Origin of the sequence: Polaribacter sp. 11A2H, assembly GCF_011379025.1 — a bacterium.
Classification (GTDB): domain Bacteria; phylum Bacteroidota; class Bacteroidia; order Flavobacteriales; family Flavobacteriaceae; genus Polaribacter.
On the sequence record NZ_WTLD01000001.1, the window covers coordinates 477,091 to 498,704 of the forward strand.

The window sequence follows — 21,614 nt, forward strand, 5'->3', positions numbered from 1 at the left end:
ATAAGTTTATAAAAATCTCACAGGTTTTTAAAACCTATGAGATCTAAATACGAAATGGTTTTATTCTGTTACTACAAATTTCTTATTCGTTCTAAAAATGTGTTTCACATCTGGACTGTATAATTGAGACCTGTTTTTACGAGCACCAATTGCATGACCAACGATAATTAATACTGTTCTTGTTTTTTTACTGTCCTTTACAATTTTTGCTAGATTTTCTAATTTACCTTGATAAATTTCTTCATCTTTCCAAGAGATTCTGTACATCACTGCTACAGGCGTATCAGCATCAAAATGTTCTAATAATTGCGCTTCTACTTTTTTAGCAATTCCTACACTTAAAAAGATACACATGGTAGCATTTGTAGCTGCAAAAGCAGCAATACTTTCTTTTGATGGCATTGGTGTTTTACCTTCTCCACGTGTTAAAACAATAGACTGTACTACTTCCGGAATCGTAAATTCAGATTTTAAAACGGCAGCTGCGGCACTAAAAGCTGAAATTCCTGGTACAATAAAGTACTCCATTTCTAATTCATCAAAAATGGTCATTTGCTCTTGGATAGCGCCATACAAAGAAGGATCTCCACATTGTAAACGTACAATAGCATTACCTTTTTTGTAATGTTCTTGCATTACCGCTATTTGCTCTTCTAAAGTCATCATTGCAGAGTTTCTAACCACAGCACCTGGTTTACACCAATTGGTCATTTCTTCAGGAATTAAACTACCTGCGTACAATACACAATCTGCGTTTTCTAAATAGGCTTTTCCTTTTACGGTAATTAATTCTTCATCACCAGGTCCTGCACCAATAATTGCGATAGCGGTTCTACGTTCTGCCTTAACATCTAAAGCAATAGAAAAAGTGAATTTCTCACCATTTTCTAAATGAATTTTTTGTTTTTCAATTAGTACATTTTTGCTTCCAGAAAGTAGCATTGCAGTAGATTCGGAAACACCATCAACACCAATTTTAGATTGCACCATTTCACTTGGGTTTGGTACGGTAATGGTGTCTATTTCGTCTGAAGTAAAAGTGCTAAACGGAATGTTATTTTTTGTACTAAAATCTAAATACGCTTGTTGTTGTGCCTTAATATCTATAGATCCAACGTTTTTAATCGCTGAAAAGTGAATGTTTCTATTTTTCAATTCTTCTTTTAAAGTAGTTTCAAAAAGAACTGAATCTAATTGTTTAGAGCAACCAGAACCAACAGAAAGTACTTTTGGTATAAAGAATACACTAGCAATTGTACTTGTATACACTTTATAACTTACGGCAATAAATAACTCAAATTGTGTGTAATCAATCTCCGCTTCATCGTAAAAAACAGTAACAAAATTAGGTACTGTTTTTTCTAAATGCTGAGTACCTTTATCTTTAATATCTAACAATAGGGCAGTAGGTTTATTATTTACAAACAACGCCATTGTTTTGTTCATTGATAAAGAAGTGGCTACTTGCCAATCATATTGATTTGCTAACGTATCTAACGCCCAAATATTTTGTACATCACTAGACGTAGATATAATTGGGTTGGCTCCTAAAACGGAAGCAACTTTTAAAGCAAAATCATTTGCGCCACCTTTATGTCCGCTTAAAACAGCTTGCACATTTAGACCTAAATCATCCACAGAAATTACTGCAGGATCTGTGTTTTTATCTTGAATATAAGGTGCAATTAATCGCACACAAATACCTAAAGCAGTCACAAAACAAATACCGTCTAATTTTAAGAAATTATCAGTTAAATAGTTTGATATTGAGCTAATAGTTGATACGTTTTTATCCGAAGAATTTAACGTTGTAATTACCAAAGATTTTGGAAATTCTTTCTGAATAATAAGGGCTTTTTCTAACCCTTTTTCAGTAACTGCTATAATGGCTATTTTTTTCATTTATTGTTTTTCTGCGGTGTGAATGCTAATTTTGTTATGCTCGTTTACTTGAATGCTATTTGTACTAATTGTATAATTTAATTTGGTAAGTTCTTCTGTAAAAACCTCGCTACTATTTTTTCTTACAGCATTGGTAACCAGTTTTAAATATGGGTTTATTTGATGTAAAAGTTTAATTAGTTCTTTTAACCTTCCTCCGTGTCCGCCAATGAATACAACATCCGGAATTGGGTAGTCTTTTAGGTTGAGGTTAAAGAAATCATCAATAATAATTTCGATGCCAGGAGTTGCCAAACGTTCGGTGTTTTGCTGAATAATAGCAGCGCATTCTGTACGTTTTTCAAAAGCTATAATTTTTAAATTCGGATAGTGTTGTTTGGCTTCAATAGCGACAGATCCGGTACAAGAACCTATGTCCCAAAAAACAGCTTTATTTTGCAACTCTAATGCCTGAATTGTACTTAAACGAATGGGCATTTTTGTAATCATATTCGCTCTATTCTTTAACGGAATAAAAGCAGTATCGGGTATGCCAAAGTGTTTCTTTTTTGGTGCTATTTGTTTTAATAAAACACAGTTTAAATGTTGATGAGTTTTAAGAGTACACGACAATAAATCGAGTTGCTCAATATGTTCTGTATCTCCATCCAAAGCCTCTCCAATAGTTATCGAATAATTATCGAAACCATATTGTAACAAACGCTTTGCAATTTCTGCCGGTGTTTTTTTGTTATCAGTTAATACTCCAATTAATTCGGTTCTATTGATTAATGCTTCGTCTAAAGCCGACCAATCTCTACCGTGAACCGATATCGATTTTAAGTTGTTATAATTGGTTTGCGTTTTATGACATAGTAACTGAATGCTATTAAAATAAGGAACTGAATTTAGTTTAGCATTCGGTATTAAACGTTGTAAGGTATTTCCGAATCCGTAGAAAAAAGGATCACCAGAAGCAAAAACAACAATAGACTTATCAAAAGTATTGTATTGCTGAATTAAAGCGTCCATTTTCCCTGAAATCTCTATCCAAGTATGGTTTTCTGGTAAATAAGATTTTACCAGTTGATAATGACGTTTTCCGCCAGAAAAAACAGTAGATTGTTGTATGAACTCTAAAGCATCATCATTTAACTTGGGCGTACGATGATTGCCTATTCCAATTAAATAAAAATCGATATGTGTCTTTTTTTGCTTCATTTCTTAATAAGAATCCTTAATAACAACATCATTTATATTCTTACGTTTTTCCCATTGTAAACGTTCTAATTCTGGGTTTTCGTAGAATTTATCTACATGCCCTAAACACAAATAACCAATTAGTTGTCTGTCTTTAGGAGCATTTAATATGGTCTTCACCTTATCAGGATTTAAAATACTAACCCAACCTAAACCAACATTTAACGCTCTTGCCATTAACCACATATTTTGTATGGCACAAACCACAGAATAAACACCTGCTTCTTTCATGGTAGTTTGTCCTAAAACAGGATGCTCACTAGGTTTGTAGAATACCGCAATATTTAGTGCAGATTCTACAATACCTTCCAATTTTAATTGGGTATATGCATTTGCTTTTTTTCCTTCAAAAAGGGATTTAGCTTTCTCGTTTTCTTCAAAAAAACTATCCTTTATTTTATTTCTGATGTCTAAATCTTTAATCACAACAAACTCCCAAGGCTGTGAAAAACCAACGGAAGGTGCATTTACTCCAGCAAATAGAATTTTATCTAAATCTGCTTGAACAACAGGTTCGTCTGTAAATCGATTCCCTCTTACATCTCTACGAGCAAGAATAATCTGTTCTAACGTTTCTATATTTTCTGAAGTAAATTTGTTCATCTTTTAAGATTTAAAATAGGTGGATGCTTCTGGTAACGTAAAAGCGGCATTTACAATAGCTGCCGCAACATTGCTGCCACCTCTGTTGCCTTCTATAATTACCCAATCTGTTGTTGTAATTTGTGATAATTGTTCTTTCGATTCTAATACATTTACAAAACCAACCGGAACACCAACAACACCAACAGGTTTAAAGGCTTTATTATCTCTTAATTGGTCTACAATTTCAAATAAAGCAGTAGGAGCATTCCCAACAACATATAATGCATTTGGGTATTTTTCAATCGCTTTTCTAATTCCTGCTTGAGAACGGGTAATATTTTCTGATTTTGCTAATTCTTGTGCCTCCTCATCATTTAACAAACAGTGAATTTGGTTGCCGTATTCCTTTGTAAAAGCTTTTGTAATTCCTGCTTGTACCATGGTAACATCAGTCACAATTTCACCTCCGTTTTTAAGATGGTTGTGCCAATTTTCAATCGCTTCTGGTGTTGCCGAATAATGATTAAAATCTTCTAAAATTCCAGTGGTATGAATCACTCTCGTTATTGCCCATTTATCAGCGATAGCAAAAGGCAAATCTTTAATATGTTCGGTAACGATTCTAAAGCTTTCTTGCTGAATTTCTTTACCTGTATGTGGTTTTCTATTTAAGTACCCTCTAGGAGTCACTAAATAGTCTTTAAAACGATAGGTTTGCGAGTTTCCAATCATCACCAAGCAAAACATATCTACATCATCAGGATTAAATTCACCCAATGTCGTTATTTTAAGTTCTTCTTCTGGTCTTGTTACGTGTCTTATAATGGCAACCGGAGTAGAAGGTGAGCGTTCTGCTAAAAATATTTTTTGCAATCGGCCTAATTGCCAATGTCTCTTTTTACTTTTTGGGTTGTACAAACTCGTTACAAAATCGCCCATTGCGGCAGCTTTAATTCGTTGCTCAATTTTATTCCAAGGAGTCATTAAATCAGAAAGAGAAATACAACAAAAATCGTGACCTAATGGCGCACCCAATTTACTTCCTGCAGCTAAAAATGCCGAAACTCCTGGTAAGGTTTCTAATTCAATATCAGTATGATTTTCTTTTGAAACTACCTCGTAAACTATCGCCGCCATGGCATAAATACTGGCATCACCAGAGCCAATAACCACTACATATTTGTCTTCTTTTGCTTTTTCAATAGCTTTATGAGCTCTTGCTTCTTCCATCCCTAATGGCATAGAAATTAGTTCTGCATCTTCTTTAAATAAAGAGGCTCCAAACTGAAAATAATAGTCGTAACCAATAACTACATCTGCTTTTTGTAAAGCATTTTTAACTACGGGTAACATATAATCGATATCTCCAGGACCTAAGCCTGCTACAGTTATTTTCATTTGTTTATTTTTTTAATGATGATAAGAGAAAAATAAGGGGTTTCTCTTTGTGTTGCAATTGCCCAATCGGTTGTTATAAATTGTTGATCGGTGCCTAAGCGTTCTGCATAGGTAATGCTATGTTTTTTGTGATCTATTACATCGGTAATAATGTCTACAACCGATATAATTTTCATTAATACTACGGTGTCAAAATGTGCAATTGCTTCTTCTAACTCTTCCTGTGTTTGTATACGCGGAATAACAACTACTTTTTCGTTTTGTAAACACAAAGGCATTTTACTTTCTGCTGCTAAATGCAAATAAGAACTAATACCCGGAATTAAATGAATAGTTAATTGATGCGCTTGTATTTTTTCTAATAGATAAGAAAAAGAACTAAACGTACTAATATCGCCTTCGCTTACAATGGCGATTGATAATCCTTTTTTATAATCAGCTAAAATTTGCTGAAAGGTAGTTTCGTAAATTTCTTTGGCTTGCGCTCTTTCTAAATCCATCTTTAGATGAAAACCGACTAATTTAGCAGCATCTAAGTTATAATTATCTAAGATAGAAAGCGAATAACTTGCCTTTCTTCCGTCTTTAAATAAAGAACCCGGATAATATATTTTATCAGCTTGCTGTAATGCTTTTAAGCCTTTTAGCGTAATTAAATCGGCATCGCCAGGACCTAATGAAACGCCGTAAATTTTACCTGCTATCATATGCCTAACATTTTTTTAATTTTACTTGTAAAACCGTTTTCTTCTTCATTTGGTTTTTCATCTTCTTCAAATAAAATTCCTTTTACATTAAGATGATGACCAATTTGCTCTTTCCCTTTGTCTTCTTCAAAACCAATGACTTGTTTTCTGTATTTACATAACTGACAATTCATGTTTGCTATTCCGTTTTTAGCTTCATGTAAACGCTCATCAAAAGCCTGTAAAATTAATTCATCGGCACCAAAAGGATCTGTGTACACATATTCTAAATTAGAACTCGCATCCATTTCCGAAACGCTTTTATAAATTCGCTCTAATAAAATACCTGTAAAAAAGAAAAAAGGAATCACAATAGTACGTTTAAAACCTAATTTTTCGACTAATTGTAAACCTTCGTCTACATTAGGAAACGCTGTTCCGCTATATACTGTGGTGGCAAAACCAAAGCCCATTCCGTCCCAAAGCATACTGGTTAATTTAGCAACATCGCTATTGGCATCTGGGTCTGTAGTTCCTCTACCAACTACTACCAAACAGGTTTCTTTTCTATCAATTTTAGGTAATTTTTTCTCTGTTTCTTCAATCCGTTTTAACGATAAATCAAGTAAAAAAGAACTTACACCAATATGTTTTCCCATAGAAATGGTTAAATCATCGTGATAACCTTGTAAGGTATTTAACTCAAACGGAATGTCATTCTTGGCATGTGAACCCGCAAATAAAATAACAGGCAACGCATATATTTTTCGAATACCTTGCGCATACATGCGTTCTACGGCAGCTTCATACGTAGGATGATTAAATTCTAAAAACCCATAATCTACTTCATATTCATCTTGGTAGCGTTCTTTAAGAATGCTCACCAATCGTTTAAACGATTTTACGCCAGCTTCTCTTCTTGTACCGTGTCCGCATAATAAAATTCCTTCTTTCATCTTCTTAATTTATTGGGTTTGCACCTATTAAAAATACTACGGGCATTGGTAGTTTTTGTGTAATGATATCTTCTTCAATATTTTCTAATGTTGATGTTAGTAAGATTTCATTATCTCTAGAAACATTAGAAATAGCATTAATCGGGATGTTTGGATTGTTGCAAACGGCTATTAATTTCGGAATGATTTTATCTAAACTTTTAGAGCCCATATAAAGCGCCAAAGTATTACCAGCATTCAACATTTCTGCAATACCCTTTAATTGCGTTGTAGAATAATCTGCAGTGTGTGCTGTACAAATTAAAAAAGCATTAGAAAAACCTCTTTCTGTAACAGGTATACTCATTGCACTTGCCGCTGCTAAAGCTGCGGATATACCAGGGATAACTGTAAAAGGAAGTTGATGTTTCTTTAAAAAACGTACCTCTTCTGCAGCGCGACCGTAAATATATGGATCACCAGATTTTAGACGAATTACTTTGTTCCCCATTTCGCAATGTGTTTTTAGCAATTCGTTTATTTTATGCTGACGAGCTTGTGGATCTTCTTTATCGCCAAATTTTCTACCTACATAAATACGTGCTGCAGTTGTATTGATATCCATTATTTCTTCTGATATTAAATTATCATGTAAAATAACTTCAGCATTTTGTATGGCTTCAAAAGCTTTTAACGTTAATAAATTTTTATTACCAGGTCCTGCACCTACAATGCTTATTTCTGGCAATTTGTCTTTTGCAAAAATCAATTCTGGATTTGCAAACTGATATTCGAAATTTAAGATTGATTTCGATTTAGAATTATCAACAATTTTAAAATCTTGTGCAGTATCTTCTCCAAAAATAGGAGCAGGCAAGTTTAATTGTATGGCAGCGTTTTTATAATATTCCTTTCTTTTAGGATGCACATCTGCACAACCATTTATAATTTCGCCAAAACAATCTTGTTCTAAAATAGTTTCAATTAAACCAATACTATCTTTTAAATGAATGAGGTTTACCGGAACGTTTGGGTTTTTTAATTGCTTTTTGTTGGCAAGAAATCTTCCGGGATGACGTTTTGGACCAATTAATCCTGCCAAACGTAAAATAGTTAGGTTGCTTCCAAAATGTTGTTTTAATAATTCTTCTGCTTTTATCAACCCAATACCAGATGCTTTTTCTGGCACACAATGTATTGTTTCGTCTATAAGGCTATTTGTATTTTGATACACAGAAGTAGAACTTACAAAAATTACCTTTGTAGTTGCGGCAGTATTTTTTATAATTTGCGCTATCTGAAGCGGATGTATGGTCTCAATATTATCAATCCGCTTTGGCGGAAAATTGATGATTAAAGTTGAGGTTTCATGGATAAAAGATGCCCAATCACCAATAATTTTATCAGCTTCAACTTTTATTCTATCTGATTGAAACGCATATTTAGACAATGGTTTTAAACGACCAAGTGTTGTGGTACTACCATTTACGGAGTAGCCACTTTTTTGAAGTTGTAAAGCCAATGGTAATCCCAACCAACCTAAACCTAATATAGAGATGTTCTTATTCATAGTGATATTAAATCTTGACTCGCGTTTTGTAACTGAATTTTAGTACAATATTTCCAAGCCAAATTATCTATAGAATCAAAGTTAATGATTCCTATAACTTCTCCAAACTTATTTTTAAAACGGATACCTGTTTGGTTTATTTTTTTTTGATAAAAATACTCTGTACTAGAAATTTTTGATTTTTGTAATTCCTTATCTTCTTTTGGTACACCAGCAATGGTTAGTGGTATACAATCGGTTGCTGTTTCTAATTCTAACGTGTATGTTTTAGCATAATTTGCGGCAGTTATTTCTGTAAACGGCATTGCTTTTAGATGTGCCATTTTAAGTGTTACACCTTTGGGGTTTTCTAATAAGTATAAGAATAAAGGATACAAATATTGATCGGAGCTAAAGCCTTTTGTTATAAAACATTCCCCTAATTCTTTGTCGTCTTTTAATTCGAAAGGTTTGGGTTTAAATGGCGCTATTTCTCTATTAGATTTTAGCGCATCCCATTCCTTTTTATATAATAAATTAGCTTCAACGGGTAAGTTTTTATCAATATGACTTTTTACAATAGGAATAATTTTATCAGCAGTTAGTTCTTTGTACCAATATTCACCTGGATTTACAATACAAGTAGGTGCGTCTTCACATCTTCCATTACATCTGGTTTTAATAGTATGTACAGTATCCCAAAGATCATTATTACGTAAATAAGCTCTTGCAGCTCTTACTACTTTTTCTGATCCTGCTTTTTGGCAAGAGCCTCCGTCGCAGAATAAAAAAGTATGTGTTGTATTGGCTATATTTTTACCCATAATTTAAAAGAAATAAGTTAGATTTAATTTAGCTAAAAACGGAGTTCCTGGTGTAAAATGAATATCATCTACAGGCGCTAATTCTCCTTGTAATTGTGACGAGTCGTAAAAAACAGCTTCTCTCCAACTAGTGTCAAATAAGTTTTCAATAGAAATTCCTATTGTATATTTAGAAGTTGTATAATTAACAACAGCATCTACAATAAAATAATCTTGTGCTATTATAGATGCGTCTTCGGTTAAAGGACGTTCTCCTAAGTAGCGATAACGTAGCGATGCTTTAATTCCGTTTTGTAAACGTAAAGTAGCACCACCAGTAGTGGTAAAACGAGGCGCACTCGGAATTTTATTATCCCCTTTAGGGGCATCTAATAAAGTACCGTAACTATAATTTAAATCTGTATCTAGCCAAAAGTAGGGCAGCGGTTGGTATCTAAAAGAAGCCTCACTACCTAAACGTTTAGATCTTCCTTTGTTTTCGAACTCGAAACCATCAGACACAAATACAAATTCGGCATCACTTTGTAAATAATATGAAGTTAAATTACCTATAAAATTATCACCTATTTTAAATTCAGTCCCTAAGTCATACCCAATTGCTTTTGGCAAAGGATTTATACTCTTGTTTTTTACTGCGGCATTTGCATAATTAGAATGAAAACCAGTGCTTGCTTTTGCATAAAATTGAAGATCTTCTGTAGCGTCGTAAAACAGACTTAGTTTAGGGCTTAGTTTAAAAGCGGTTGTACTTCCTTGTTGCGGAGTTGGTATAATTTCTGTTACATTAAAGTCGAAATAATCTGCTCTTAACCCCGCTAAAACCGTTAATTTATTAGTAATTTGTATTCTTTCTTTAATAAATGCAGCGTAATTGGTTTCTTTAATTTTAAACCTATTTACATTTTCTAATAATTCTCTGCCAATAGTATGATTTAAACCAATGTAATTGTGATTATGTTTTGCAGACCAACCAAAGGTTGTGGTACTATTAGGTATTTCTAAAATGTTGTTTATGGCTATATTTCCTTTATAAGCAAAGACATCTCTGTTTTCTTGTTGATGAATCATATCTCCATGAACAGGATCGTTTTGAAAGAATGAAAAATTAGAAAACAAATTGTAGGTATTAGATACATAATACAACTGATTAATAAGCGTTGTATTGTTAGATAATGTAGAATTTAACTGTGCATTTACGTGTATTCTTTTAGTATCGCCACCTTCTTTATCATCAATAGCACCATATTTAGTTATAAGCCCGCTTTTTACAGCACGTAAAGGAATTTGTCCAGAAGCATTCCAATCACTATGAAAAGTAGAAAGAGAGGTTTTTAATTGATGTTTATCCGATAGGGAAATACTATATTTAGTAAAAGTATTTAAACGCCTAAGTTTTTGATTACTTTCAAAAAAACTGTTATTGTAAGTCCCTTCAATTGCTATATAAGCACTTTCATCATTTTTAGTTAAAAAATTCTTTTGATCTATAAGAGAAACCATTGCCAGAGCTCTTGTAAAATCATATTGACCATATTCTAGTTTTACAAAATTGCGATGTAGTTTGTCTTTGGTTGTAAATTTTGCAGCACCAGAAACAGCAAAGTTACCTAAAGAAGTTTCATGTGGTCCTTTGTAGTAATCTGCATTCTGAACCGTTTCTGGAATTAAAAAATGTAAATCGGCATACCCTTGTCCGTGTGCATGCGAACTTAAATTAATTCCAATATCATCTACCAAAACAGCAAAGTCAGTTCCATGATCATTATCAAAACCTCTAAGAAAAATTTGTTCTGCTTTTCCGCCACCTGCATGTTGGGCTATAAATAAACCAGGAACCGTTTTTAGAAAATCTTGCGAACTACTAATAGGTATTAATTGCAATGATATTTTAGAAACCTTATGAACACCTAGTTTTTTTTCGTCTTTAGAACTGATAATAATTTCAGAAAGTTCTGTAGTTTCTCTATCTAAAACAATAGCTAAATTGTTGGTTCCTTTTTTTAAGGTAATTGTCTTTTCTATATAGCCTTCTAACAAAAATGTTAGATTTATAGGTGCTTTTACAGCCGTAATAGAAAAGTTTCCTCTTTCATCAGTTGTTGTTAATACTGTTTTTCCGCTTGTTAAAATACGAACTTGAGAGATTGCTAACTGTGTTTCTGCATCAGTTATTTTACCTTTAATGGCCTTTTTTTGTGAGAATATGGGCAATGAAAAACACATAGCCCATACGCTGCATAAAATCAATTTTTTGTACATTTAAAAATGATGTTAAGCAGGTAAGGAAAGAAAATATGAAATAAACATAATTTTCTAACTCTTTACCCGAGAGTTAATATTATAAATTATTATCATAGTGGCAGGTCTCCTGACTCAACTTTATATTCATTTACCTTCCCATAGTCTTACTACAGTGGTTTACTTAATGAGTACTTTATAAGTTTTACAGTTGCGGGAACAGTCTTGGATTTACACCAAATTCCCTTTTAATCTTTACGAAAACGTAAAAAACCATTTGATGCAGCGAAGGTAGTACTTTTTAAATGAGTTAACTAATAGTAAAAACGGATTAATTAACGATTTTTTTGATAAAATCTAAACGTTTAGAAATAGTTGTTTTAGGTAGACTTTTAATTGAAAACCCTAAATTAGTATAAGTTTCTACCAATAAATTATGTAGCTTTTTAGCATCTTCGAAAGATTGAAGACGTTGTGGATCTTCGGTATAAATTTCTTGCCAAGGCGGAAGCATAAAAACAGTAATGTGATAATGTTTTTTATAATTAAAATTTAAAAATTTAGAACAAATAGGATGTTTTTTTAATTTTAAATAAGCAATATTATCTGCTAAACCACGATCTACAAAAGTAATTTTATTGCTTTTTATATTTAATTCTGCTGTTATTTTTTGATAGACTAAATTGGTAAACCCAACAACATCTTGCCAAGGAGTCTTGTTTCCTTTTTGCTCTTGCTGAGAAGTAATTAATTTTCTAGAAACTTCTTCAAAGCAATTAAAGCCATCTGTACGAAGGCTATCTATCAAGGTCGTTTTTCCAGTACCAGGAGCACCTGTAATAATATATTTTTTTTGAAGCTTAGACATTTTAAAACAGTAATAAAATTGCAATACTTAAAAGACAAAATAAGATACTTACAGCATAATTAATTCGACTAGCAATTTTAATTTCTTCGTGTTTAATTATACGGTTGTTACTACCAATAAAAGGTTTTTTAAGTAATTTTCCGTGATAATAATTAGGCCCTCCAAACTGACAATCTAAAATATAAGCTAATGCAGCTTCTGGGTAACCAGCATTCGGACTACTATGTTTTTTACCTTCTTTAAAAACAAAAGAAATTCCGTTTACTTTTAATTGAACAAGTAACATTAATATAGCTGTAATTCTAGCCGGAATATAATTGGCAACATCATCTAATTTAGCCGCAAACTTACCAAAAGAGATATAACGATCGTTTTTATAACCAATCATAGAATCTAAAGTGTTTATCATTTTATAAGCCATTACCCCAGGAATCCCCAAAATTAAAAAGTAAAAAAGAGGTGCAATCACTCCGTCACTTAAGTTTTCTGACATGGTTTCTAAAGTAGCAACTCTAATTTGTTGTTCGCTTAAATTATTAGTTTCTCTACCTACAATCCAAGATAAACGTTTTCGTCCGGCTTCTAAACCTTCATTTTTGAGCGTATTAAAAACGGCATATCCTTCTTTTATCAATGTTTTGTTGGCAAGACAATAAAACAACATTATTATTGAAAACAAAATAGAAAGAATAGGGAAGTTGTACGCATTTAATAAACGAATAGTTAGGTAAGGAAATACAAAAGAAATACCAACCAATAGAATAGTTAATAGCGCACCTTTAAAGACTTTAGAAGCGCCTTTGTTTAATTTTTTTTCACCAAAAGAAATACTATTTCCGTAACCAACAATAAGGTGCGGTAATTTTTTAGGATCTCCAAAAATAGCATCTAAAGCAAAGGCAATTATTAAAATGTATATTGAGGTTACATCCATTTTTTTAAAGCTTCAATTAATATATTATTCGCTTTTTTGCTTTGAGTAGAAAGTCGAATATATTCTCCTTCTAAACCATTAAAATTAGTAGCATCTCTAATTAGAATTTGATGTTCTGTACTTAAATATTCTTTAAGTTTTTTTGCTGATGTATGCAGTAATTCAACTAAAAAATAAGAAGTAGTACTATCGCAAACTTTTACGCCTTCTATTGCGGTAAGTTGCTTTTTAAATAAGGCTGTTTCTTCTAATAACTCTGTACTATTAAATTGAAGCGTTTTGTAATTGTTAAAAATATATTCCCCTGCTTTTATTGCTAATAAATTTACACTCCAAGGCATTTTTAAAGCTAAGAGTTGTGTAATGTTTTCCGCATTAGAAACTACGTAACCAAGACGTAAACCAGGAATTGTAAATGTTTTGGTTAAAGAACGAACTACTATTAAATTGATGTATTTCTCTGTTAATGAAACAATAGATTCAACACTGTTTGTAAACTCAATATATGCTTCATCAATAATAAAAGTAGTATTTGGTTTTTGTTGAAAAAGAAGTTCTAATTCGCTTTTAGAAAAAATAGCTCCCGTAGGATTGTTTGGGTTGCATATAAAAATTAAGTCGGCATTTGTTTTATGTATTTCTGTTCTAGAAATTAACTCGTATTTTAATTTAAATATTTTACAAGCATCTTCATATTCAGAAAAAGTTGGTGCAATAATTGCTGCCTTTTTATCAGAAAAAAACTGAGCGATAAGATAAAAAGCTTCGGTTGCTCCGTTGGTAAATAAAAACTGTTCGTTTTTAAGGTTGAACTTTTTAGCAGCAAGAATATTCAATTCGTTTGCAGCAGGAGAAGGATAACTTTGTATTAAAGGAACGTGCTTTGAAACTTCATTAAGTAGCATTTCTGGACACCCTTTATAATATACGTTTGAGCTAAAATTATGTTTAATTTCTCCATCAATTAAATGAAGATCATCTCCGTGGCCGTTTAACATTCTTGTGCACTATTTTTTAGAATTGCTTCCATATCTAAGTTTTCATCAATCCAATCTGCTAATTTATCAAATTGTTGGGCTTTAAACTCCTTGTAGTTTATGGCTGTTGCGTCAGGGAATTTTAAATGTAGTAATTCGGTAACAACGTTTTGATTATCAAAAATACCATGAAGGTATGTCCCCCAACTTTTATTGCCATCAAAATAGCCTTCTTCTTTACCGTTTATAATATTTAAATGGTTGTTTTTTGGAACGGTAGTTTCTCCCATATGAATCTCATAACCAATACAAACCTCTTTAAAATCTTTAAACTGAAACTTACGTTGTACGGTTTGTTTTGTTTTGGAAAGAGTTGTATCAATTTGAAACAAACCTAAACCTTCTTCTGATTTTACATTACTTTCTACGGAAAAAGGATCTTTAACCGTTTTACCTAACATTTGATATCCACCACAAATTCCGATAACAGGAATGTGTTTGTATTGTTCTTTAATAATAGTATCTAAACCGTCTTTTTTTAAGGCGATTAAATCTTCAATCGTATTTTTTGTCCCCGGAATAATAATAATATCTGCTTTATTAATTTCCGAAGAATTTCTAGTAAAATAAAGGTTGATTAATGGTTCTTGTTCTAAAACCTGAAAATCTGTATAATTAGACATGTAATGAAGTCTAACAACCGCTATATTAAGTTTGTTTTCTTTTGCAGTTGTTGCTCTTCTATTTAAAGCAACAGAATCTTCTTCTTCTATAATAATATCTGTTGCGTAGGGTAAAACCCCTAAAATAGGAATACCTGTTAGTTCTTCTAGTTTCTTTTTTCCATCAACAAATAAAGAAGGATCGCCTCTAAATTTATTAATGATAATTCCTTTTACTAATTTACGTTCCCAATCTTCAAGTAGTTCAATAGTCCCATAAACACTACCAAACACACCGCCTTTGTCAATATCCGCTATTAAATAAACGCACGCATTTGCGGCGGCGGCCATTCGCATGTTTACAATATCTCTATGTTTTAAATTAAGCTCGCTAATGCTGCCTGCACCTTCCATTACAATTGGGTTGTGTTTAGAAGCTAATTGTTTAAACGATTTTTTAGCTTCTTCAAAAAGGTGTTTTTTATCATCTCCTAAAAAATATTCTTTAGCGGTTTGGTTACCAACTGGTTTTCCGTGTAAAATAATCTGAGATTTATTTACCGAAGATGGTTTTAATAAAATAGGATTCATTTCTACTGTTGGCGGAATTCCGCATGCTTCTGCTTGTACAGCTTGGGCTCTACCTATTTCTAAATTATCTGGTGTAGAAAAACTATTTAAAGACATGTTTTGCGCTTTAAATGGTGCGGGGTTATATCCTTTTTGTTTCAACCATCTGCAAATTCCAGTTGTTATCCAGCTTTTACCAACATCAGAGCCTGTGCCAACTAACATGATAGGTTGTAATTTTTGCATTCTAATTTTGTTTATTGTAGAAAACAAAAATATATAAATAATATAGACTTCGTATAGGGTTACCGATAAAGTTATTGCTAGAATTTTTTAATAATGTTGTTGTCTAGAGACAATTATAAAAATAATGATATAATTAGTCGTTTTTTATATTTATTGTATGAAAGTATAATCTGTAATATTTCTTTTTTTAGAAGTAATTTAGATTGAGTAGTGGTGTCGTATTTTGTCTTTTTTATAAAGCATCTTTATAGACCCAATGCTTATTTTCTTTTACAAAAAATGAATTTTCATGAATTACATTTAAAGAGTTGTTTTCGTAAAAAAAAGCTTTAAACTCAACCGTGTTTTCTGTGGATTTTAAAACATCTAGTTTTATCCATTCTATGGACTTTGTCCAAATTAATGTTTCTTTTTTTTCAGAATTTGATGGTCTAGTTGCACTATGATGACTTTTTTGTAGATAATCTATATTCCCCATCACAAAAGCACTATATCTAGAACGCATTAATTCTTCTGATGTAGTTACAGAATGTATATTCTGGTGTGCTTTTTTACAGCAATTAGTATATAGTTTAGAAGGATTGCAAGGACATTTCATTGTTTTATTATTTATTAATACAATATATAATAATCCTTTTACATATCGATTTTATGTTCGTTTAAATAGTCTAAAAAAACCATCTATATAAAAATATGAAATGTAGATTATTAAATTCATTAAATCTTAATATAAAATTTTTTACTCTAGAATAATTTGAAGGCATTATATATTTGATGTCATAAAGTTTTTAAAGAACGCTATTTCTTTTTTAATTCTGTGATATTATAAATACACCTTCATCTAAAAAGTTAAAACTTTACAAAAAAATATCACTAAATACAGTGAGTAAAAAAAGTTGAAGTACTTTTATCTTGCCATTAATTATAATTCCTTTTTTTTGATAAGGTTTATAATCAGTATTTATAATTGATTTTAAGAATTAAGATATATGATTCCAGTAGAAGACGCTAAAAAATATATAGAAAAATATAAAAAACCAGAAATAGATCGGTTTGACTTTCGTGCATTTTCTGAACCTTATAGAGTTTTAGCAAAAATTTTAGGAGGCTTTGATAAAGGCGAAAGAAGAACCTATTATAATGTAAGTGATTTTGTTGCCGTTTTTGACGATGCAATTACGGTAAATCCATGGAGAACCGAAGAAGGAATGCGTTTGGCAATTCAGTTATATGGTATTGTTCAAACTCCGTATTTAGCCGATATGTGGGATTTTATGGATACGTTACCTTATCAAAGAGGATACGACAGAAAAGCTTTTAGGTCTGTAAAAACGCAAGATACATTACGTAATAAATTACAGTTTTTTACCCATTTTTTACGATTAAGTAGAAGTGGGTTTGGCGGCTTAACATTACAAGAACAGTTTCAATATAGCACGTATTTTCCAGGATCGAGTAGTTATTTCTTAGCAACCTTACTGCATAATGGAGAAGGAGTGTTTGATGAGTTATTAGACGATATTATTCAGGGAGAAGATGAAATTGGTGGAATTAGTATAGATATTATAAAAGCATTATTACTATCTGAAGACGAAAAGCATTGGGAAATGGTTGGTAAATTATTACTTGCTGCCCAACGTCAAGAAGGATTAAGACAAACTATTCTAGAATCTTTAGATGAAGCTGGTCTTGGCGCTTTAAAATACATGATCAATATTGTTTTAGAAAACGACCTTACTCGTTTTAGTAGTGTTACAAGAGCAGTAAGTACTTGGTTTGGTTTAAATTGGGACACACCTAAAAAATCGGTAATCAATAGAGTTTTAGAATTGGCACAATCTTTAATTTTAAATTTAAAAGAAGTAGACACACTTCTTAAAAGTAAAGATAATTTAGAGGTTTTAGTTGCTTTATGGTCTATCGCTATTTTAGATGTAGACAAAGCAAATGCCAAAGCGTTAGATCTTGTTTTTACATCAGAAGATAGAAATAAAAAGATTTTAGCCTTATATTTTATATCTAAAACAGACAGAACAAACGATTCTTTAGTAGCGTATTTTAAAAATGAAATTGGTAAAGATTATGCTTTAGATCATTGGATGGCAGTAAATTTACCATCCAATATTTCGTTAGATAATGAAACATTTCAAAAATTATTTGACGTAGCAAAAACAGCAGAAGAAAAAGGAAAAACTTTCGAGAGTAAAATATTCTCTTGGTGGAGTTTTACACCTAACTCTTATTATTTTTATCAGTTTCTTTTACATGAAGCTACAGAGCAGCAGTTAGAATTAATGGCAAACGATTTAGAAACGTTGCCAACGGAATTTAGAGAAAGTTATATTCGTAAAGTTTTCCCTATAGATTACAGTTATTCTTTTTACAATTATCAAAAAGATTCAGAGAAAAAAGAACCTTTAAATTTTGATAAAAATTCGTGGAAAAGAGCTTTAGCAAGAAAAGCAATTTATAACAGAAACGAATTGTTAATGGCTACCGGACTTAATTTGTTTAGTAGAATGCATCTTTATGATGAAGATTTAGAAATTGCAGAAGATTTATTAAGAAGAAAACATAAAGAATTACGTACTTCTTTAATTCAGTTATTGGTAAAATTACCAGCAGATCGTTTAAGAAATAGTGCTACAAATTTGGTAACAGCAAAAAGTATAGATCAACGTTTAGGTGGTTTAGAAATGTTAACGCTTTTACACGACGAAAATAGACAGTCTAACTTTGTAGAAGATCAAATTCGTATGTATAACGAACGACCTAAAATTACCAAAAACGAACAAGTTTATTTAGATAAATTTTCTGACAATGCAGAAGAGTTTAATTATGGTAATGGTTTTGGAGCTATAGATTATGATAACTTAACACCATTATATATACCTCAATCTCGTTTTGAAAAAAAGACCAGTTTCTTTGATAAATTAGGCATTACAACATCAGAATCTGCAGGATTTAAATTTAAAGAATTTATAGATGCTAATAAGATTATAAAAGAGGTAAATAAGTTAATAGCAATTGTTACAAAAAATAAACATTTCGAATATCAAACGGAAGTATATCAAGGAGAAATACAAACTACATATATAGAAAAAGGGATTCGTAATATAAAAAAATTAGGTGATGATGCTACTGCAGAAGATCATTTACAGAACCTTCCTTTAGCAAAAGTATGGATTGCTTGGTACGAGCAAAGTACGCTAAATGATTTTGAAATGCATGCTGCAATCCGTTACCTTAATAATCATAATAATCCGTTTGGAGATTACAAAGAATTAGGCACTTTTGCGAGACAATATTATCCAGATTTAAGCGGATTAAATTTAGATAAAGAAGACAGTTACAACTCAAAATCTGAAGCTTATAATGAAATTTTACAACGTCTATATAAAGTGTATGTAGAAGAAAAAACAATAGCTAATTTTAAGCTAGATGTTATGGAAGATATGATTGCTAATTTCCCTGACAAGCTGAAGTTAGTACAATATCAAACGTCTAATTACCGCTATAATAAAAAAACGTACAATTGGGCAAACATCATTTTACCACTTGTACCAAGTTTAAGTATTAATCACTTGGAACTTCTTACAGAAGCACAAGTGCATAAATATTGGAGCTTTTATATGTATTTAGTTGCACAAGATATAGAATATCCTAATGCAACTGCAGATGTAAGCGTAATTACAAAACAATTTAGTAGACCCGGAATTGTTCCATTTCCTAGTATTGCTGTTACATTAAGATTGTACAAAAAAGGATTAATTAATGATGATGATTTATGTTTACAAGCCTTACATTCTCGTGAATTAATGGTCATTATGGACGGTGGTTTTAATTACAGAATGAATTATAAATGGATAGAAAGAGACTGTGTACCTAAACATGTTTTTGCAGCTTTAAAAACCAATTTATTAGAAACAGAATTAGAACGTGGTGATTTAGAAACCACCGCTACAGGTTACATGAATGGTATTTATCGTGTAGAAGGTGTAGATTATGTATTTAGAATTTTAGAACGTTTAGGAAAAGATAATTTTGAACGTGGTTATAGTTATTACGGAGAGAGTAAAAAAACTATTTTTAGTTCTATGCTTAAAAAATCTCTTTTTAAAGATACCGAAAGTTATGCCGATTTTGCTGCACGTGCAGATGCTTCTAAAGTGACTAAAAAACGTTTGATAGAACTTGCCTGTTATGCAACACAATGGACAGGTGTTATTGGAGAATATTTAGGTTTAGAAAAATTAGAAGATGCCGTTTGGTGGTTTCAAGCACACGCTTCAGATCGTATGAATAGCGAACAAGAAACCATTATTTCTCGTTATTCTAACATTCCGAAAAGTGATTTTGCTCTTGGTGCCATAGATGTAGATTGGTTTAATAGAGTGTATAAAACCATCGGAAAAGCCAATTGGAAATTATTACATGACGCAGCCAAATATATTTCTGACGGAAATGGACATAGACAAGTAAAATTATATTCTAGCGTAATGTTAGGTGAAGTAAAAATTACTGAAACCTTAAAGAAAATTAAAGACAAGCGAGACAAAGATTATGTGCGTGCTTTAGGTTTAATTCCGTTAAGTAAAACCATACCAGAAAAAGATTTATTAAAGCGTTACAATCTGTTGCAAGATTTCTTAAAAGAGAGCAAGCAATTTGGAGCACAGCGTCAAGAAAGTGAAGCGATTGCTGTAGAAATTGGTTTAGATAATTTATCGCGTAACGCAGGTTATCAAGATCGTGTACGTTTTAGTTGGGCAATGGAAGCAAAGGCGACTCAAAAAATCATGGAGAATGCTAAAATTTCCATAGAAGAAACAGAAATAGAATTAGTAATTAATAATCTTGGTAAAACAGATATTAAGGTTACCAAAGCAGGTAAATCGTTAAAAAATATTCCTGCAAAATTACGTAAGGATAAGGAAGTAATCGCTTTAAAAGAGAACAAAACATACCTTTCTAGACAATACAGCAGAACCCGTTTATCATTAGAAAATGCAATGGTAAATGAAGATGAATTTACAGCGCTAGAAATTCATAATATGATGCAACATCCTATTGTAAGAGTGATGTTGAGTAAATTAGTAATGTACGTTCCAGAAAAAGAAATTTCTGGTTTTTACAATGAAAGTGTTTTAACAGATGCTACCGGTAAAACGCATCAATTAGAAGAAAACGACCTTTTAGTTATTGCGCACGCATCTCATTTATACAAAGCAGTAGAATGGGATATGTATCAGAAATACTTATTTGCAGAACGCTTAACGCAACCTTTTAAACAAGTATTTAGAGAGTTGTATTTAGTTACAGATGATGAACGTGAACACAGCAATCGTTCCGAACGTTACCAAGGACACCAAATTCAGCCTAAAAAAACCATAGCACTTTTAAGAAGTAGAGGTTGGACGGTAAGTATGGAAGAAGGTTTGCAAAAAGTATATCATAAAAAAGGTTTTATAGCAACAATGTATGCTATGGCAGATTGGTATTCGCCCTCAGAAGCAGAAGCACCAACCATAGAAGATATCTGTTTTCATTCTGTAGATACGTATCAAAGAATTCCGCTTACCGAGATTCCGACTGTAATTTTTAGTGAAATTATGCGAGATATAGATCTTGTGGTAAGTGTTGCTCATGTTGGTGGTGTAGATCCAGAAGCAAGTCATAGTACCATGCAAATGCGTGCTGCTTTGGCAGAAGAATCAGCAAGATTATTCAAGCTTAAAAACATTACCGTTAAAGAGCGTTTTGTGTTTATTAAAGGAACCTTTGGCGAATATAGTATTCATTTAGGAAGTGGTCAGGTTAGCAAAAACGGATTAGCATTGTCTATAATTCCGGTGCATAGTCAACATAGAGGTCGTATGTTTTTACCATTTGTAGACGACGATCCAAAATCGGCAGAAATTATTTCTAAAATGAAATTACTTTCAGAAGACAATAAAATTCAAGATCCAACAATTTTAGCACAGATTAATAGCTAATTTAA

15 protein-coding genes and 1 riboswitch are annotated in these 21,614 nt (G+C 31.9%); of the genes, 1 reads left to right on the forward strand and 14 read right to left on the reverse strand.

Annotation, left to right across the window (positions count from 1 at the left end):
* Nucleotides 1-60 precede the first annotated feature (60 nt).
* The 14 genes from cobM to GQS58_RS02115 all read right to left on the reverse strand — a co-directional run bounded on the left by cobM (nucleotide 61) and on the right by GQS58_RS02115 (nucleotide 16,211).
* Nucleotides 61-1,902, reverse strand: coding sequence for a precorrin-4 C(11)-methyltransferase (gene cobM, locus GQS58_RS02050; RefSeq protein WP_166382333.1), 1,842 nt, complete (start codon nucleotides 1,900-1,902; stop codon nucleotides 61-63).
* On the reverse strand, nucleotides 1,903-3,102 hold the full coding sequence (gene cbiE, locus GQS58_RS02055) for a precorrin-6y C5,15-methyltransferase (decarboxylating) subunit CbiE (RefSeq protein WP_166382335.1): 1,200 nt from the start codon (nucleotides 3,100-3,102) through the stop codon (nucleotides 1,903-1,905).
* Nucleotides 3,103-3,105: 3 nt separating this feature from the next.
* Complete coding sequence (gene bluB, locus GQS58_RS02060) at nucleotides 3,106-3,744, reverse strand: 5,6-dimethylbenzimidazole synthase (RefSeq protein ID WP_166382337.1); 639 nt, start codon at nucleotides 3,742-3,744, stop codon at nucleotides 3,106-3,108.
* Between the two features lie 3 nt (nucleotides 3,745-3,747).
* Nucleotides 3,748-5,124: a precorrin-3B C(17)-methyltransferase gene (gene cobJ / locus GQS58_RS02065; protein WP_166382339.1), complete on the reverse strand. Its 1,377-nt coding sequence runs from the start codon at nucleotides 5,122-5,124 to the stop codon at nucleotides 3,748-3,750.
* A complete protein-coding gene (gene cobI, locus GQS58_RS02070; protein WP_166382341.1) occupies nucleotides 5,121-5,831 on the reverse strand; it encodes a precorrin-2 C(20)-methyltransferase in 711 nt (236 codons plus the stop codon). Before cobI ends, cobJ begins: the two co-directional genes overlap by 4 nt.
* Entirely contained in the window at nucleotides 5,828-6,766 is a 939-nt protein-coding gene (locus GQS58_RS02075) for a sirohydrochlorin chelatase (protein ID WP_166382343.1), read from the reverse strand. The genes cobI and GQS58_RS02075 overlap by 4 nt, the downstream gene beginning before the upstream one ends.
* Nucleotides 6,767-6,770: 4 nt before the next feature.
* Nucleotides 6,771-8,315 (reverse strand): uroporphyrinogen-III C-methyltransferase, encoded by a 1,545-nt coding sequence (cobA, locus tag GQS58_RS02080; protein ID WP_166382345.1) that lies wholly within the window; start codon nucleotides 8,313-8,315, stop codon nucleotides 6,771-6,773.
* Nucleotides 8,312-9,118 (reverse strand): (2Fe-2S) ferredoxin domain-containing protein, encoded by an 807-nt coding sequence (locus GQS58_RS02085; protein WP_166382347.1) that lies wholly within the window; start codon nucleotides 9,116-9,118, stop codon nucleotides 8,312-8,314. The genes cobA and GQS58_RS02085 overlap by 4 nt, the downstream gene beginning before the upstream one ends.
* A 3-nt stretch (nucleotides 9,119-9,121) precedes the next feature.
* Nucleotides 9,122-11,377, reverse strand: coding sequence for a TonB-dependent receptor (locus tag GQS58_RS02090; protein ID WP_166382349.1), 2,256 nt, complete (start codon nucleotides 11,375-11,377; stop codon nucleotides 9,122-9,124).
* An 81-nt stretch (nucleotides 11,378-11,458) separates the two neighbouring features.
* Nucleotides 11,459-11,649: riboswitch (cobalamin riboswitch) on the reverse strand.
* A 38-nt stretch (nucleotides 11,650-11,687) separates the two neighbouring features.
* Entirely contained in the window at nucleotides 11,688-12,224 is a 537-nt protein-coding gene (locus GQS58_RS02095; protein ID WP_166382351.1) for an AAA family ATPase, read from the reverse strand.
* 1 nt (nucleotide 12,225) lies between these two features.
* Nucleotides 12,226-13,158 (reverse strand): adenosylcobinamide-phosphate synthase CbiB, encoded by a 933-nt coding sequence (gene cbiB / locus GQS58_RS02100; protein ID WP_166382353.1) that lies wholly within the window; start codon nucleotides 13,156-13,158, stop codon nucleotides 12,226-12,228.
* Nucleotides 13,149-14,156, reverse strand: a complete 1,008-nt coding sequence (locus GQS58_RS02105; RefSeq protein WP_166382355.1) for a pyridoxal phosphate-dependent aminotransferase — start codon at nucleotides 14,154-14,156, stop codon at nucleotides 13,149-13,151. The genes cbiB and GQS58_RS02105 overlap by 10 nt, the downstream gene beginning before the upstream one ends.
* Nucleotides 14,150-15,613 carry a cobyric acid synthase gene (locus GQS58_RS02110; RefSeq protein WP_166382357.1) on the reverse strand — a complete coding sequence of 488 codons (1,464 nt, stop codon included), beginning with the start codon at nucleotides 15,611-15,613 and terminating at the stop codon, nucleotides 14,150-14,152. Before GQS58_RS02110 ends, GQS58_RS02105 begins: the two co-directional genes overlap by 7 nt.
* Before the next feature lie 232 nt (nucleotides 15,614-15,845).
* Nucleotides 15,846-16,211: a YchJ family protein gene (locus GQS58_RS02115; RefSeq protein ID WP_166382359.1), complete on the reverse strand. Its 366-nt coding sequence runs from the start codon at nucleotides 16,209-16,211 to the stop codon at nucleotides 15,846-15,848.
* Between the two features lie 391 nt (nucleotides 16,212-16,602).
* On the opposite strand from GQS58_RS02115, the gene GQS58_RS02120 reads away from it, so the two are divergent.
* A complete protein-coding gene (locus tag GQS58_RS02120; RefSeq protein WP_166382361.1) occupies nucleotides 16,603-21,609 on the forward strand; it encodes a DUF4132 domain-containing protein in 5,007 nt (1,668 codons plus the stop codon).
* The last annotated feature ends 5 nt before the right edge of the window (nucleotides 21,610-21,614 follow it).

Bases quoted from the DNA above. Each gene is read 5' to 3' on its own strand.
- cobM (WP_166382333.1), bottom strand. From the start codon at position 1,902: ATGAAAAAAATAGCCATTATAGCAGTTACTGAAAAAGGGTTAGAAAAA.
- cbiE (WP_166382335.1), bottom strand. From the start codon at position 3,102: ATGAAGCAAAAAAAGACACATATCGATTTTTATTTAATTGGAATAGGC.
- bluB (WP_166382337.1), bottom strand. From the start codon at position 3,744: ATGAACAAATTTACTTCAGAAAATATAGAAACGTTAGAACAGATTATT.
- cobJ (WP_166382339.1), bottom strand. From the start codon at position 5,124: ATGAAAATAACTGTAGCAGGCTTAGGTCCTGGAGATATCGATTATATG.
- cobI (WP_166382341.1), bottom strand. From the start codon at position 5,831: ATGATAGCAGGTAAAATTTACGGCGTTTCATTAGGTCCTGGCGATGCC.
- GQS58_RS02075 (WP_166382343.1), bottom strand. From the start codon at position 6,766: ATGAAAGAAGGAATTTTATTATGCGGACACGGTACAAGAAGAGAAGCT.
- cobA (WP_166382345.1), bottom strand. From the start codon at position 8,315: ATGAATAAGAACATCTCTATATTAGGTTTAGGTTGGTTGGGATTACCA.
- GQS58_RS02085 (WP_166382347.1), bottom strand. From the start codon at position 9,118: ATGGGTAAAAATATAGCCAATACAACACATACTTTTTTATTCTGCGAC.
- GQS58_RS02090 (WP_166382349.1), bottom strand. From the start codon at position 11,377: ATGTACAAAAAATTGATTTTATGCAGCGTATGGGCTATGTGTTTTTCA.
- GQS58_RS02095 (WP_166382351.1), bottom strand. From the start codon at position 12,224: ATGTCTAAGCTTCAAAAAAAATATATTATTACAGGTGCTCCTGGTACT.
- cbiB (WP_166382353.1), bottom strand. From the start codon at position 13,158: ATGGATGTAACCTCAATATACATTTTAATAATTGCCTTTGCTTTAGAT.
- GQS58_RS02105 (WP_166382355.1), bottom strand. From the start codon at position 14,156: ATGTTAAACGGCCACGGAGATGATCTTCATTTAATTGATGGAGAAATT.
- GQS58_RS02110 (WP_166382357.1), bottom strand. From the start codon at position 15,613: ATGCAAAAATTACAACCTATCATGTTAGTTGGCACAGGCTCTGATGTT.
- GQS58_RS02115 (WP_166382359.1), bottom strand. From the start codon at position 16,211: ATGAAATGTCCTTGCAATCCTTCTAAACTATATACTAATTGCTGTAAA.
- GQS58_RS02120 (WP_166382361.1), top strand. From the start codon at position 16,603: ATGATTCCAGTAGAAGACGCTAAAAAATATATAGAAAAATATAAAAAA.